We start from the raw sequence: 13,934 nt of genomic DNA on the forward strand, positions 1-13,934 counted from the left end.
TAGATTGTTACAATAATTAAGTTTGAATGAACCTTGTTCACATATTGACAAGCAAAAATATTGGGTTATGCTTATTTTTAATTCTATTTAGATTGAAGTGACCAAGATGCTAAAGATTCGTAAAATTCAACCAAGTGATAATCAAGCAATAAAAAAAATTATTCAAGATTGTTTACGTGATGTGCAACTTAATATACCTGGAACCGCCTATTTTGATCCGCAACTAGATTCACTGGCCGAATACTATGAAAAACTACCTCATGGCATCTATTGGGTAGTCATTGATGATACCAATAAAGAAGTTGTCGGAGGCTGTGGTGTGGGTCCGGTACCCGGTCAGCCAGGAGTTTGTGAATTGCAAAAACTATATTTAAAACCAGAGGCTCGTGGGCATGGGCTCGCCAAAATCCTTTTACAAAAATCAATTACGTTTGCGCAGGAAAGCTACCAAAAAATGTATGTAGTTACAGATACAAAATTGGCAGTGGCAAATATTTTATATCAACATGCGGGATTTACAAAGCTGGCTAAACCGTTAGCCGGGGATGAACATCTAGCCTGTGATACTCAGTATATAAAAAGCATTTAAATTGCTTAAATAAGAATTTAATGAGAAAAGGTTAAAAAAAGATTGACTTTTGAAAAGATAGCGTTAGGATAATACTTAATATTATAAAAACGAATAGATGAGTAAATCAGTTGATGTGTTTAGAGAGTCGTTGTGTGGTGGAAAACGATGGCAGAAGCCGATGGAAGATGGTCTAATTTCAAATTCGTTGGTCGAGCAAGATTGTAAGGCTAGCGCGGGAACTCCCGTTATTGAGTTAGGGTATAATTTCGATTGTACCTGATGAGGAGTAGTTCGTGAGAAATGCTCAAATAAAGGTGGTACCGCGGGAAAAAGCACATTTCCGTCCTTAATCTAGAAATAGATGAGGATGGATGTGTGCTTTTTTGATTGGAGGAATTTTAAAATGACAGGCTTTAATACAAATTTGGTTCACGGTGAAACAATTCAAGATAATCAGACAGGGGCTGTTAATATCCCAATTTATAATTCGTCGACCTATGCTTATCCAAGTGCGACTAGTAAGGTACGTTGGGATTATGAACGTTCCGGTAATCCGACTCGTGAATACTTGGAGAAACAGATGACACGGTTAGAGGAAGGAAAGAATGGTTTTGCATTTGCATCTGGGATGGCTGCGATTCATGCTGCTTTGGCCATTTTTAAACCGGGAGATCACATTTTAGTTGGCAATCAAATTTATGGTGGTACGTATCGAATTTTAAATCAGTATTTTAAAGAGCGCGGAATTAGTTTTTCAGTTGTGGACACCACCAAATTAGAAACGATTGAACCCGCCATTCAAACTAATACAAAAGCCATATACTTTGAGCCGATTACCAATCCACTTTTGCATGTATCTAGTGTAAAATCGGTGGCAAAAATTGCAAAACAGCATCACTTATTGACGATCGTTGACAACACCTTTTTAACACCTTATTTACAAAAACCGTTAACTTTAGGTGCTGATATTGTTGTGCATTCCGCAACCAAATATTTAGGTGGACATTCAGATGTGATTGCTGGTCTTGTAGTGACAAATAGTGAAACGTTAGGCAAGCAAATTTACTTTATCCAAAATGCGCTTGGCGGCGTTCTTTCGCCAGAAAGTGCCAATCTCATTCGACGAGGCATTCAAACATTATCAGTCCGAATGGATCGACAACAACAAAATGCGTTTGAGATTATTAATTTTCTTGAAAAACGTCCAGAAGTGACAAAAATTTATTATCCCGGTATTAAAGGTACAAAAGATTATTTAATTGCTTCGGATGAATTAAATGGATTTGGTGGTGTTTTGTCCTTCGAGCTTGGTGAAAACGTGGATGCAATTGCGTTTGTCAACCATCTTCGGTTAATCCGATTAGCAGTTAGTTTAGGAGCAGTTGAAAGTTTGGCAGAATTACCGTACGAAATGAGTCACGCGGAGTTACCACCAGCAGAACGATTGAAGGCGGGAATCAGTCCCCAGCTCATTAGACTCGCGGTCGGCATCGAAGACAGTCAAGATTTAATCGCAGATTTACAACAAGCCATCGAGGTGGCTGTTAAGCCCAGTGGATTAAATCAAAGTAATGAAAGAAACGCATAGTAGGAGGATGAAATAATGACAGAAAATAAATTTGATACACTTAGGATTCACGCTGGATATGATCCTAAAGACCATCGTTTTGCATCGTCAGTGCCAATTTATCAAACAGCGGCGTTTGGCCTCGAAAATACAGCTATGGCTGATAAAATTGTAACTGGTAAACTCGCTGGTCGGTATGATTATTCGCGGGATGGCAATCCAACTGTTCGCGTGTTTGAAGAACGTATTGCAGCGTTAGATGGTGGGATAGATGCTGTGGCTGTTGGTTCAGGAATGGCAGCTATTTCATATACCATTTTAAACGTGGCCGAAAATGGGGGTCGCATTATTGCGCCACGTAATATATATGGTTCTAGTCTTGATGAATTTTGCACATTTTTCCCAAAATTTGGGATCAATTTTGATTTTGTGGATGATATCAATGATTTTCAAGCCGTTCAAAGTTTAATTGAGAAAGATACTAAAGCAATCTATGTTGAAAGTGTAGCTAACCCCAGTACGGAGATTGCTGATTTAGAAAAATTAGCCGAGATTGCACACGCGGCAAAAATTCCGTTGATTGTGGATAATACTTTTCCAACCCCCTATCTGTTGAGACCCTTTGAACATGGCGCTGACATCACAGTATACTCATCTACCAAAGGAATCAATGGTCACGGAAATGTGATTTCGGGTTTAGTGGTGGATCATGGTACGTTCGATTGGGATAGTCCCAAGTTCCCTCAATTTAGTGAAACGGAATTCACATTAGGGGATGAAGACTTGCATACGCAGGAAAGTTTTGTCAGCAAATTTGGCAAACAAGCCTTTATTTGTCGAATTCGGATGAAATATTTGCGATTGCTTGGAGCAGTATTAGAACCGGTTGATGCCTACTTAATCTTATTGGGCCTTGAAACGATCTCAGAACGTTTAGATCGGGAAGTGGCAAGTGCCACAAAAATTGCTCAGTTCTTAACGGAAAACGAACATGTCAAAAAAGTTTTTTATTCAGGTATTGAAAAAGGAAATCCGTTAGTCAAAAAATATTTTCCCAAGGGTGTTGGTGGCATCTTATCGTTTGAATTAAAAGGAAATTCAAAAAATGTCGCAACTTTAATTGATAATGTGCGTGTTTTTAGTTATTTACCAAACATTGGTGATTCACGATCATTAATTGTGAATCCTACGCGGACAACGCATCGAGAGGTGCCAGCGGAAATTCGTGAATCTCAGGGTCTAAATGACCAAGTTTTACGGTTATCAATTGGCCTTGAAGACGTTGATGATTTGATTGGTGATTTGAAACAGGCAATTAAAGTTGCCTTTTAATAGAAACAGAATGAAAGAATTCCAACTGCGAATTCTTTTTTGCTTTTACAGTGTTTTTAGATAGAAATGATAGCGTGTGCATGAAAATGACTGATGTTTAAAGGGGTTTGAAACAGCGGTATTTAAAATATAGATAGTCTCTTTAATGAGTCAATTTGAAACACTTGCCAAAAACACCGTTATTTACTATACTAGATAAGGTTTTACTAACAATAAAAATTCATTATATAGAAAAGAGGAGTTTGGAAATGTCAGGACATTCTAAATGGCACAATATTCAGGGTCGTAAAAACGCTCAGGATGCTAAACGTGGAAAGATCTTCCAAAGAATTTCACGTGAAATTTATATGGCAGTCAAAGCTGGGGGTCCTGACCCTTCTGGTAACCCTCAGTTACGTCTGATGATGGATAAGGCACGTGCCGCAAACATGCCTAAGGACAACATTAAACGTGCTGTCGATAAAGGTTCTGGTGTTGGTGGTGCAGCATACGAAGAAATCAATTATGAGGGATATGGCCCCGGTGGTACTGCAATTATCGTCGAAGCATTAACTGATAATAAGAACCGAACTGCAGCTGCTATTCGTTCAGCATTTACGCATCATGGCGGTGCATTAGGTGCAAGCGGTTCAGTATCATACATGTTTGATCGGAAGGGTTATATTGTCATTTCTCGGGAAGACGATGACACTGACGAAGATACTATGATGATGGATGCTTTGGATGCTGGTGCCGATGACATTCAGACTTCTGATGATGCTTTTGAAATCTATACAGATCCTAAGGCATTGGCCGAAGTTCGTGATGCATTGGAAAAAGCTGGTTATAAGTTGGCAACAGCTGAGTTAACCATGATTCCTGAAAATGAAACGCCAGTACCAGAAGATAAAATTAGCCAATATCAAGGTTTGATTGATGAATTGGAAGATAATGATGATGTTTCTGAAGTTTATGAAGCTGCAGAAATGCCAGAAGAGTAATTAAATAGACAAGTATTAAATCAAGTTCGTTAAGAACTTGATTTTTTTTGTGTTTAAATAAATATATTTCGTTTTTTTACGTATCTTATCTTTGTGGGGGAGGTAGGAAAATGAAATTAGAAGATTATGTAGAAAAATTTATGTCAACCTGTGTCAAAAATCGGGCGACTGACTTGTATCTTTTGCCTAAATTAGATGACTATCAGGTGATGTATAAAAAATTAAATCGGTGTCATTTAATACAAGAAGTGCCGCAACAAGTGGGTGAACAATTAATCGCATTTTTTAAGTTTCAAGCAGATATGGCCCTCAGTGAAAAACGACGACCACAGACAGGCGCTTATTATTGGCATCAAGAAGACGGCAAAGTGGTTCATCTAAGATTGTCAACGGTGGGTGATTTTCTCAACCGTGAATCATTAGTTATTCGGTTCATTTATCCAATTTCAGAGGCGCATATTCAACACTTAGATCCGCCACAGTGGCATGAATTGATTGAACTGACTAATAAAAGGGGACTTTTATTGTTTTCGGGTCCAATGGGATCGGGTAAGACGACTTCCATTTACCAACTTGCCAGATATTTGGCCAAAGAAAAAGTGGTGATGACCATTGAAGATCCGGTAGAAATTTTTGAGAAGGACTTTTTACAGTTGCAGGTTAATACAAGAGCCAAGATGAACTATGAGCAATTATTAAAAGTAGGGTTAAGACATCGTCCGGATATTTTCATTATTGGTGAAATTCGGGATAATCATACTGCTAATGTTGCCGTTAAAGCGGCTTTAAGTGGTCATTTAGTTTTAAGTACGGTCCATGCGCAAAATGTATTTGGGGTCATTAGGCGATTAAAACAGTTTGACGTTGATCCAGAGATGCTTCAACAAGCCTTGTGTGGCGTTGCTTATCAACGTTTAATCCCTACAAAAGATGATGAAGTCGCAGCACTGTTTGATATTATGCAGGGAAAGCAGCTCCAGACAGCTTTTCGGGAAATACCTGAAAATAAAATGACGGCAAATTGGGGGAATTGTCTTGCAAGAGAGTATCAAAAAAGTCGAATTTCTGAAGAAACCTTGGTTGAATATCAAGAAGGATAAGTTTTCCACTAAAGTTCAAGCTAGATTTTTTACCCTATTGTCAGATTTATTGGCGGTTGGATTTAGTTTGCGAGAATCCTTAAATTTTATCAAGATTGTAATTCCAACCAAAAAGCGACAAATATCAAAAATGGTTCAGTTACTTGAAAAGGGAGGGGCATTTTCGGATGCAATAAAGCCATTTTTAAAAGAGGATATTTACTATCAAATTTTGATTGCTGAAAAACATGGTGAATTGGCTGAGAGTTTGAAAACGTTAGGATCTTATTTAGACACAAAACATGATCATCAATCTAAGTTGTTGCAGCTGTTAGAATATCCGATTCTACTATTGCTGTTTTTAGGGATGTTGATGGTGGGCATGAAGATTTACATTTTTCCTGAACTAAACATGTGGAATACGGCGACACGGGTACATGTTATTAAAAATTCTACTGTGATCATTCTATTAATTATGGTGGGGATTATCACCTTGGTTTTCCTCATGGCCAAAAAGTTTTGGCAACAGCCAGTTGTGCAGAGGGTGGAAGTAATTTGTCGGATCCCAATTGTTGGAAAAGTTTATCAAAGTTATTGTCATTATTACCTTTCTCTCAATTTAGCAATGTTATTAAAAAGTGGGTTGGGTATAAAAAGTATTTGTAATATGTTAGAGAATTTCTCGAAGACATCTTTACTGCATCAAATTGGCAAGGCTTTGGAGAAACAGCTTTTAGAAGGTGAGCAAACTCGTTTATTTATTAATCGCTATCCGTTTATCCCACAAGAGTTAAACGTGATGCTCAACAAGGGAAATACGACCGAGGCTTTAGGAAAAGAATTAGTGATGTTTTCGAAAATTAAGTATCAAAAATTAACCAAACAAATTGAAAGATTGATTGGTTTAATTCAGCCCATGATGTTTCTTTTAATTGGGGTTGTGATTGTGTTTATGTATTTAAGCTTGTTATTACCGATGTACCACTCAATGGAGGGAGTATACAAATGAAAAAATTACGAAAAAATAAATCTGGTTTTACTTTGATTGAAATGACGGTAGTTCTTTTCATCATTTCTCTCTTAATATTAATTGTGTTACCAAATATTGCACAACAGAGAAGCAATGCAAAAACAATCCATGGAAATGCAATGGTGGAGGTTGTGCAAACTCAAATTGATTTGTATGAAAATGAGCATCAAAAATTACCAACTTCACTTGATGAACTGGAAGAAGGCGGTTATTTAACTGAAAAACAAGTAAGTCAGGCCGAAGAAAATCACATTTCCATTAAAGACAATAAAGCTGTGAAGTAGTGAAGAATGTGCAAAATAAAAAATGGGTTTACTTTGGTTGAAACTTTGGTGGTGTTAACGATTGTGACACTTTTACTTTCGATTGGTCATTTTACTTTAAAAAGAGTGATGGCTCAACAGCAAGAAAAACAATTCTGGGCAAAATTTGATGATGATTGGAAAAAATATGAACAATTTGCTAATTTCGAAGGGGTGGTCACGTATATTTCGTTTGATAAAACTCGAAGAAAAGTAAAATTTACGCCACTTAAAGCTTTTGAAAAAGAGAATAGTGAGATTGAATTACCTAAAACTTTAAGTCTGTTTACTAATCAAGAGGTAAAAATTGGTAGTAATGGGTATGTCAAGCCTCAGACGATTGGCTTTCAATCTGAAGCAAATAAATGCACGTATCGTTTGAGGATTCAATTAGGTTGGGGAGTCTATCATGTTAGCAAAGAATAAAAAAGGTTTTATTTTAAGTGAGGCGTTGGTTGCTTTGGGTCTGGTAAGCATTTCGTTAATATTAATCCACAGTTGTGTTCAAAATGAGCGAAAAACGGAGATGCGATTAAATAAACAAGTTACAATTAGTCGCAAACTGCTGGATGGAAGTCGGCGTTTGAAAGCAAACAAATCACAGTCGGTTTCTTTACCAGATAGCAAGTTTATATTTACGAAAAGCTCGATAACGTTAAGTGATCAAAATCAGGGTGTTTTAAGGAAAATAGAAATTGAATAAAAAATCTGGATTTACATTGATGGAAACACTCATATCGTTATTAATATTAACAATCATTTTCCACCTTATTTCTTTCAGCACTAAATTAATCAATATTCCAATTAAACAACAAAACAATTCAGCTGATTGGCAAATTCTGGTGAACGAATTGGAATCATCTAAACATCAATTTCGGTTGAAAAGTAGCAGCCATTCTTACGTAAACCTAACTAGTCTTGAAGAAAATAAAGTTTATAAGTTAGAAAAATATCAAGATCAATTGCGGTTTTCACCAGGTTATATGCCGTTGATTTCTCATGTAAATTCTGTGGATTTTGATTATCAAGAACCATTCTTGAAACTTCAAATTAAATTTGATGATGGAGAGGCAAAAAGTGATGATGTCTATATTCCAAAAGAATAAATCAGGTTATGTGTTATTGAGTGCCATCATTTTTTTGGCTATTTTGAGCGGTCTTGTTTTTCAAATTGAACAACATCAACAAGCAAATATTGCTTCTCAGGCAAAAGTAGTTGAAATGAATGATGCTCGTGTTCTTTGTAATATTTTAATTTTGCGACGAAAAGATGATTCTAAGTATAAAGGCCTAAAATCAGATATTGGCGATGTGGAAGTTTTGAATAAAAAATTTATTGTAACTTTAAAAAATCAACATTGTTACAAGTTCACTGCAAGTGATCAGCCGCTATAAATGCCCAATATCTTTATTTCGTGTTAAGATATTTGAGGAGTTTAAGTTTAGACGAGGTGAATGATTACGAATAATGAAGTAGAACAACTATTTAAAATAATTGATGAGAGTACGGAAACACTTGTAGCTGAGCTGGATACCTCCTACTTAGATGCTTTAATCGAGACGGGAAATAATCTAATTTCTGGTCAGGTTCAAGTAGAAGATGGGCGGCCAACAAAAGAGGTTAAGCGTAATTTGGAACATTTCTATGCCGAAGTGAATTTGAGCCAATTAGATAATGAGTCCATTCGGCAAGCATTACAGCTGGCCATTTTGAAAGCGGCTCAAAAAGATCATATTCAGGCAAATCATCAAATGACACCTGATACAATCGGGATGTTATTTGCCTATCTTTTGCAAGAACTGCAGGATGGCGAAGACGACATTCAGATTCTTGATCCTGCGGTCGGTACCGCTAATTTACTCACAACAGTAATGAATGATATTCATCATAATCATAAAGACCAACAAATTACTGGGATTGGAATTGATAATGATGACTCTATGTTAGCACTGGCTGGAATTAGTACGCAGTTACAACAGGTGGCAGTTAATCTTTATCATCAGGACGCATTAGATCAATTAGTTTTTAATGCAGCCAATTTTGCTGTGTCCGATTTACCGGTCGGCTATTATCCCATTGATCATCGTGTTAAAGACTATGAGACCCATAGTGACAGCGGTCATTCCTTTGTGCACCATTTATTGATTGAACAAGCAATGAATCATGTCGTGGATGGTGGTTTTGGACTGTTTTTGGTGCCTAGTAATATTTTTCAAACTGATCAGGCAGGCAAGTTATTGAATTATTTTAAAAACAAAATATTTTTACAAGGTTTTTTAAATTTGCCTAAAGACATGTTCACCAATGGTAATTTACAAAAATCAATTTTAATTTTACAAAATCAGGGTAATGGTGCAAAACAGGCCTCAAAGGTGATGCTTGGGGATTTTCCATCCTTTAAGGATCAAACAAGAATGAAAAAGTTCTTGGCTGAGATTAGACAGTGGCATCAACAAAATTTCTAATCAAAATTTTACTTAATTCCAAAAATACTATATGATTGAGTGTAATTCTATTACATTGAAGCATGTATGGAGGAAATATGAGTGAAAATGAAGATCAAAATTTATCGAGAGGTTTAAAAAGTAGGCACGTCCAATTAATTGCCATTGGGGGGACAATTGGAACCGGGCTGTTTTTAGGAGCCGGGCAATCCATCCATCTGGCCGGTCCATCAATTTTGCTTGCTTATGCAATCACAGGAGTGATCTGTTTTTGGTTGATGAGAGCCTTAGGAGAGTTGTTACTATCTGATTTGCATTCCACTTCGTTTGTTGACTTTGTGGCAAAATATTTGGGTAAACAGGTTGGATTTGTGACGGGCTGGACCTATTGGGTATGCTGGGTCACCATTGCGATGGCTGAAATCACAGCTGCAGGACTTTATATGCATTTTTGGTTTCCTAGTTTACCGCAGTGGATACCAGGATTTGTGATTTTGTTAGTTTTACTGGCTATGAACTTAATTACGGTTGAGCTTTTTGGAGAAACCGAATTCTGGTTCTCAATAATCAAAATAACAGCAATTTTAGTCCTTATCATAACAGGAATTGTGCTTGTATTAATTCATTATAAGACCTCAGTTGGGCATGCCTCATTAACGAATTTAGTGGCTTTTGGCGGAATTTTTCCAAAGGGGCTAAAGGGATTTGTTCTTTCTTTCCAGATGGTGGTTTTTGCTTTCGTTGGTGTCGAAATGGTAGGTATGACTGCTGCAGAGACTCAGGATCCTAATAATGTTATTCCAGAGGCAATTAATGATATTCCAATGAGAATCGGATTGTTTTATGTTGGTGCGTTGTTCTTTCTTATGGCAATTTTTCCATGGAAATATGTTTCACCAACATCAAGCCCGTTTGTGCAAGTCTTTCAAAATGTCGGAATTACAGGAGCAGCCGCAATTATTAATTTTGTGGTTCTCACAGCAGCTGCCTCCGCTTGCAATAGTGCTCTTTTCACAACAGGGAGAATGTTGTTTTCACTTAGTTACAACCGTAAGTCGAAACTTGCAAAGAAATTGGGGAAATTATCGCGGACACAAGTACCAGCTAATGCAATTTTGATGTCTGCTTTAGTCATTGCTTTAGCAGTAATTTTAAATATTTTTATGCCTGGCCAAGTTTTTACTTTTGTTTCAAGTGTGGCGACAACCTGTTTTTTGTTTATCTGGGGATCGATTGTCTTAACCCACTTAAAATATCGTCAACAGTTATCCAAGACAAGTCAAAAACCTGAAAAGTTTCGGATGCCTTGGTATCCATATAGTGATTATCTAGTTTTAGCTTTTCTTATTTTTGTTGGTTTTGTACTGGTGTTGAAACTAGATACGTTGATTGCTTTAATTGGGTCTGTCCTCTGGTTTGTAGTTTTGAATTTGATTTATCTAGTGCAGATGAAAAAGAATTCTGGAACAAAATAATTATTTTATGTAATGTACTAGGCCCTGTCAAGTTGACAAATGAAATAATATAAATTTTAACATGTATCTAAATGGCTTCATTCCAGTATTCATCTGGGGTGAGGCCATTTCTTTGTGCTGAACGGTTGTGGTGATTAAAGTAGATGATTCCTTCTTCAACTAAGCTCACAAGTTCTGGATAGGTTTTCGCCATTGGGTGACGATCCATCCAGCGTAGCTTAAATTCATTCCACCAACGCTCCATTGGTGCGTTATCATAGGGCGTGCCAGGCCGTGACATACTACGTCTGACCTGGAATTGATCCATAAATTGGTTAAACGATTTCGAGGTATATGCCGTGCCTCGGTCTGTATGCACCATTGGATGCACATCGCCTGCTTGAGTAAAAGCCCGTTGAAAAACTTGAATTTCTGCGGCACTTGTTTCCGTAATGCTGAGATTATAGGCCAAAAGTCGCCGACCATAAAGATCCAAAACGCCGCTCAGGCGCACCTTGTATTCACCGTTAATACCATATGACAACTCTGTTGAGTCAGAAAGCCAGACTTGATTGGGCGCTGTCACTTTAAATTTTCGATTCAATACGTTGTCCTGAATATACTGTTCCGATTGCTTTACACGGTTATGTTTTTTCTTGCGAATCTGACAATGAATATCTAGTTCACGCATTACTCGACGGACCTGCTTAAATGTAACTGGGAAGTTAATTTGTTCATCTTGGCGTAAATTTTCCAATAAATTACCAGCTCCAATTCCTTGATGATGAAAATCAAACCAGTATTGTGCTCGTTCTTTAAGTCGTTGATCCCGTAATTCCCAAACAGTTTCTTGGCGTTTGAGTCCTTTGTTGTATGCTTGTCGGCTGACGCCGATAATTACCAGTAGCTTTGTGATTGCTCCATGATGACCTTTACTGACGTCCTTAATTGCCTGGTAAGCCAGTTGATGCTGTTTTTTCACCCCTTGTACCGTAGTTCCTGAAATTTTTTTATGAAGGCCTCATAAAGTTCTTTGTCTTTTAATTGCGATTCTAACTCACGAATTCGTAAATTAGCCTTATCCAAATCTGTAAGTGCTGCTTGTTTTTTGTGATGACCACGATTATCTACGAGGAATTCATAGCCTCTTTCATGAGCCTTAAGCACCCAAGAACGTGCTTGTTGATAGGAAACCTGAAAATGAGTGGCAGCTTCGCTATAACTATGTTTATCTTTGGTTACATACTCTACAACTGCAATTCGTTCTTCAACAGTAGTTTTTCTACCCATAGTGAGGACCAACTTTCTAGATGGTGACATCGTCACCGTTTTGTCCTCATTATACCTGGAAATCCAGTTTACTAATTGACTTGTTGAACGTAAACCAAATTTAAGAGCCACTTCTGCAAGCGAATAGTCACCATTTGAATACGTGTGAATTGCCTCTAACTTTAATTTCTGTGAATAATGTTTATTCTGACGTGCTTCTTTTAATCCCTCAAAACCATCACGCTCATAACGTTTTAACCACGTTCTAAAAACATTACCATTAACATTATGTTCTCTCGAAAAGGCCTCACTAGACATTTTTGATTGCCTGAATTGCTCAAGCAAGGTTAACTTTTCAAGTTCTGTATACTTAGCTCTGGGCATACAAATATCCCTCCATAGTTATTAGATGAATTATATTATTTCATCTGACAACCATAAAGGGATTATTACATAAGAAGCTGTGGAAAAAATTCCGCAGTTTTTTAATTTGCAAATTTTAATATCTAAAAATAAAACGAGTTGTTTATCAAATTTCAAGGATGGCAATATGTGAATACATAAAAGTATTTACAGATCTTTAACCAAGTAGTCATGAAAATAAGAAAGAATTCTGTATAAAATGCGCTATGGTGTTATATACTAGATATCGAGAGAATTAAGAATGAGGGATGAAGTTGAAATTTTTCACGGCAGACACACACTTTTTTCATAAAGATTTATTAGGTAATAATGCTTTTGCACCACGACCATTTCCATCAGTTGAGGTGATGAATCAAACAATTATTGATAATTGGAATGCACGTGTAAAACCAACGGATACGGTTTATCACTTGGGGGATATTGCTTTATATTTTACTCATCCAGCTAGTTTATCAAACGAGGCAGTTTACAACGTGTTAAAAGCCTTAAATGGTAATCTGATCTTAATTAAGGGTAATCATGATAGTCGCGCTTTTTTTAAGTATTTAAAGAAACGTAATTTTGAAGTAAATGGGAAGCCCAAATTTGAATTTCATGATGTTGGTGTGGTGATTAAAATGAATCATCGTCAGTTGTATATGACACATTATCCAATGATGATGGGCATTGTGAAGCAAATTATTAATTTACATGGACATATTCATCACTACAGCGTGAATGTTAAAGAAAATTTGAATGTTGGTATAGACACTCCGGAAAAAGATTATTTAAACTATAAAATTCCGTTTGGAGCACCATTTTCAGAAGCTGACATTGAACAAATGATCAAAGGAAAAAGAGAAGATTTTGCAAAGCGAGGATAAAAAGGAGGCGTTTTAATGGCAACTACTCAAAATAAAGATACTGAGAATGTAGAATCGAAGCGACGCCCAGTAATCAACACAGTTGATCTACTGGATAATAAAAACATTTTAATTAATGGTCATCAATATCAGCTGATTAGCAATGATCGTGACGCATTTGATCGTGAACAATTGGCTGATCGGTTTAGTCCAGTTTTAAGCAAATATGACTTTATCGTTGGTGATATCGGTTATGAACAGTTGCGCTTGAAGGGATTTTACAGCAATCAAGATCGAAACGCTAAGGATAATGAAAAGCAAGGCGCGATTCAAGACTATTTGCTAGAATTTTGTAATTTTGGTTGTGCCTACTTTATTTTAAAGAACTTGAGTGTAAACAAGCCTGCTAAAAAACGTAGCTTAAAAACTAGGACTGTTAGCGAAAAAAAGAAGGAATCTCCTCATAAGGGCAAAAGAAACAATAAACGTGTTCGTAAGTTCAAAGAAAAACCGTTTATACAGGAGAAAACTACTAAGGAAAAGGCAGTTCCGGTTAATCAACGGAAGAATAAAATTACAGAAGTTCATAAACGTGGTAAACGTTCATTTACAATAAGAGAGACAAGATGAGGAAGATTAG

18 protein-coding genes and 1 other annotated feature are annotated in these 13,934 nt (G+C 36.8%); of the genes, 15 read left to right on the forward strand and 3 right to left on the reverse strand.

The window, feature by feature from the left end; genetic code table 11:
* The first annotated feature begins 106 nt into the window (after positions 1-106).
* From AB3217_RS04280 to AB3217_RS04340, 13 genes are all read left to right on the forward strand, one after another.
* Positions 107-589, forward strand: a complete 483-nt coding sequence (locus tag AB3217_RS04280) for an N-acetyltransferase family protein (protein ID WP_367366117.1) — start codon at positions 107-109, stop codon at positions 587-589.
* An 80-nt stretch (positions 590-669) separates the two neighbouring features.
* Positions 670-922, forward strand: a binding site (T-box leader).
* A 52-nt stretch (positions 923-974) separates the two neighbouring features.
* The gene (locus AB3217_RS04285; protein ID WP_057784784.1) at positions 975-2,159 is read left to right on the forward strand and encodes a PLP-dependent aspartate aminotransferase family protein; all 1,185 of its coding nucleotides are present in this window, start codon (positions 975-977) and stop codon (positions 2,157-2,159) included.
* 15 nt (positions 2,160-2,174) lie between these two features.
* On the forward strand, positions 2,175-3,470 hold the full coding sequence (locus tag AB3217_RS04290; RefSeq protein ID WP_367365720.1) for an O-acetylhomoserine aminocarboxypropyltransferase/cysteine synthase family protein: 1,296 nt from the start codon (positions 2,175-2,177) through the stop codon (positions 3,468-3,470).
* Positions 3,471-3,718: 248 nt separating this feature from the next.
* The gene (locus AB3217_RS04295) at positions 3,719-4,450 is read left to right on the forward strand and encodes a YebC/PmpR family DNA-binding transcriptional regulator (protein ID WP_068807983.1); all 732 of its coding nucleotides are present in this window, start codon (positions 3,719-3,721) and stop codon (positions 4,448-4,450) included.
* 110 nt (positions 4,451-4,560) lie between these two features.
* Positions 4,561-5,550, forward strand: coding sequence for a competence type IV pilus ATPase ComGA (gene comGA / locus AB3217_RS04300; RefSeq protein ID WP_057784787.1), 990 nt, complete (start codon positions 4,561-4,563; stop codon positions 5,548-5,550).
* Positions 5,486-6,538, forward strand: a complete 1,053-nt coding sequence (gene comGB, locus AB3217_RS04305) for a competence type IV pilus assembly protein ComGB (protein ID WP_084254343.1) — start codon at positions 5,486-5,488, stop codon at positions 6,536-6,538. Before comGA ends, comGB begins: the two co-directional genes overlap by 65 nt.
* Positions 6,535-6,843, forward strand: a complete 309-nt coding sequence (comGC, locus tag AB3217_RS04310) for a competence type IV pilus major pilin ComGC (RefSeq protein ID WP_057784789.1) — start codon at positions 6,535-6,537, stop codon at positions 6,841-6,843. Before comGB ends, comGC begins: the two co-directional genes overlap by 4 nt.
* A gap of 6 nt (positions 6,844-6,849) precedes the next feature.
* Complete coding sequence (gene comGD, locus AB3217_RS04315) at positions 6,850-7,287, forward strand: competence type IV pilus minor pilin ComGD (RefSeq protein ID WP_057784790.1); 438 nt, start codon at positions 6,850-6,852, stop codon at positions 7,285-7,287.
* Positions 7,271-7,564: a hypothetical protein gene (locus AB3217_RS04320; RefSeq protein ID WP_057784791.1), complete on the forward strand. Its 294-nt coding sequence runs from the start codon at positions 7,271-7,273 to the stop codon at positions 7,562-7,564. The genes comGD and AB3217_RS04320 overlap by 17 nt, the downstream gene beginning before the upstream one ends.
* Entirely contained in the window at positions 7,557-7,967 is a 411-nt protein-coding gene (locus AB3217_RS04325; RefSeq protein WP_057784792.1) for a ComGF family competence protein, read from the forward strand. The genes AB3217_RS04320 and AB3217_RS04325 overlap by 8 nt, the downstream gene beginning before the upstream one ends.
* Positions 7,939-8,256 carry a hypothetical protein gene (locus AB3217_RS04330; RefSeq protein ID WP_232310833.1) on the forward strand — a complete coding sequence of 106 codons (318 nt, stop codon included), beginning with the start codon at positions 7,939-7,941 and terminating at the stop codon, positions 8,254-8,256. The genes AB3217_RS04325 and AB3217_RS04330 overlap by 29 nt, the downstream gene beginning before the upstream one ends.
* 60 nt (positions 8,257-8,316) lie before the next feature.
* A complete protein-coding gene (locus tag AB3217_RS04335; protein ID WP_057784794.1) occupies positions 8,317-9,327 on the forward strand; it encodes a class I SAM-dependent methyltransferase in 1,011 nt (336 codons plus the stop codon).
* A gap of 77 nt (positions 9,328-9,404) precedes the next feature.
* On the forward strand, positions 9,405-10,781 hold the full coding sequence (locus AB3217_RS04340; RefSeq protein WP_057784795.1) for an amino acid permease: 1,377 nt from the start codon (positions 9,405-9,407) through the stop codon (positions 10,779-10,781).
* Between the two features lie 67 nt (positions 10,782-10,848).
* Here AB3217_RS04340 and AB3217_RS04345 read toward each other — a convergent pair whose 3' ends face one another.
* From AB3217_RS04345 to AB3217_RS04355, 3 genes are all read right to left on the reverse strand, one after another.
* Complete coding sequence (locus tag AB3217_RS04345) at positions 10,849-11,742, reverse strand: IS3 family transposase (protein ID WP_087128590.1); 894 nt, start codon at positions 11,740-11,742, stop codon at positions 10,849-10,851.
* On the reverse strand, positions 11,739-12,413 hold the full coding sequence (locus AB3217_RS04350; RefSeq protein ID WP_100078201.1) for a helix-turn-helix domain-containing protein: 675 nt from the start codon (positions 12,411-12,413) through the stop codon (positions 11,739-11,741). Before AB3217_RS04350 ends, AB3217_RS04345 begins: the two co-directional genes overlap by 4 nt.
* Positions 12,414-12,664: 251 nt before the next feature.
* On the reverse strand, positions 12,665-12,742 hold the full coding sequence (locus AB3217_RS04355) for a DUF3709 domain-containing protein (protein WP_353744030.1): 78 nt from the start codon (positions 12,740-12,742) through the stop codon (positions 12,665-12,667).
* On the opposite strand from AB3217_RS04355, the gene AB3217_RS04360 reads away from it, so the two are divergent.
* Both AB3217_RS04360 and AB3217_RS04365 read left to right on the forward strand, forming a co-directional pair.
* Positions 12,707-13,315, forward strand: coding sequence for a metallophosphoesterase (locus AB3217_RS04360; protein ID WP_068807994.1), 609 nt, complete (start codon positions 12,707-12,709; stop codon positions 13,313-13,315). The two genes, AB3217_RS04355 and AB3217_RS04360, sit on opposite strands and share 36 nt — an antisense overlap.
* Positions 13,316-13,330: 15 nt before the next feature.
* Positions 13,331-13,924 (forward strand): YutD family protein, encoded by a 594-nt coding sequence (locus AB3217_RS04365; protein WP_367365721.1) that lies wholly within the window; start codon positions 13,331-13,333, stop codon positions 13,922-13,924.
* The last annotated feature ends 10 nt before the right edge of the window (positions 13,925-13,934 follow it).

This window comes from Pediococcus parvulus (assembly GCF_964063155.1).
GTDB classification, from domain to species: domain Bacteria; phylum Bacillota; class Bacilli; order Lactobacillales; family Lactobacillaceae; genus Pediococcus; species Pediococcus parvulus.

Excerpts from the sequence above, each read along its gene's own strand:
- AB3217_RS04365 (WP_367365721.1), top strand. The coding sequence starts at position 13,331 with ATGGCAACTACTCAAAATAAAGATACTGAGAATGTAGAATCGAAGCGA.
- AB3217_RS04335 (WP_057784794.1), top strand. The coding sequence starts at position 8,317 with ATGATTACGAATAATGAAGTAGAACAACTATTTAAAATAATTGATGAG.
- AB3217_RS04280 (WP_367366117.1), top strand. The coding sequence starts at position 107 with ATGCTAAAGATTCGTAAAATTCAACCAAGTGATAATCAAGCAATAAAA.
- comGA (WP_057784787.1), top strand. The coding sequence starts at position 4,561 with ATGAAATTAGAAGATTATGTAGAAAAATTTATGTCAACCTGTGTCAAA.
- AB3217_RS04290 (WP_367365720.1), top strand. The coding sequence starts at position 2,175 with ATGACAGAAAATAAATTTGATACACTTAGGATTCACGCTGGATATGAT.
- AB3217_RS04350 (WP_100078201.1), bottom strand. The coding sequence starts at position 12,413 with ATGCCCAGAGCTAAGTATACAGAACTTGAAAAGTTAACCTTGCTTGAG.
- AB3217_RS04285 (WP_057784784.1), top strand. The coding sequence starts at position 975 with ATGACAGGCTTTAATACAAATTTGGTTCACGGTGAAACAATTCAAGAT.
- comGD (WP_057784790.1), top strand. The coding sequence starts at position 6,850 with ATGTGCAAAATAAAAAATGGGTTTACTTTGGTTGAAACTTTGGTGGTG.
- comGC (WP_057784789.1), top strand. The coding sequence starts at position 6,535 with ATGAAAAAATTACGAAAAAATAAATCTGGTTTTACTTTGATTGAAATG.
- AB3217_RS04320 (WP_057784791.1), top strand. The coding sequence starts at position 7,271 with ATGTTAGCAAAGAATAAAAAAGGTTTTATTTTAAGTGAGGCGTTGGTT.
- AB3217_RS04340 (WP_057784795.1), top strand. The coding sequence starts at position 9,405 with ATGAGTGAAAATGAAGATCAAAATTTATCGAGAGGTTTAAAAAGTAGG.
- AB3217_RS04355 (WP_353744030.1), bottom strand. The coding sequence starts at position 12,742 with ATGAAAAAAGTGTGTGTCTGCCGTGAAAAATTTCAACTTCATCCCTCA.
- AB3217_RS04295 (WP_068807983.1), top strand. The coding sequence starts at position 3,719 with ATGTCAGGACATTCTAAATGGCACAATATTCAGGGTCGTAAAAACGCT.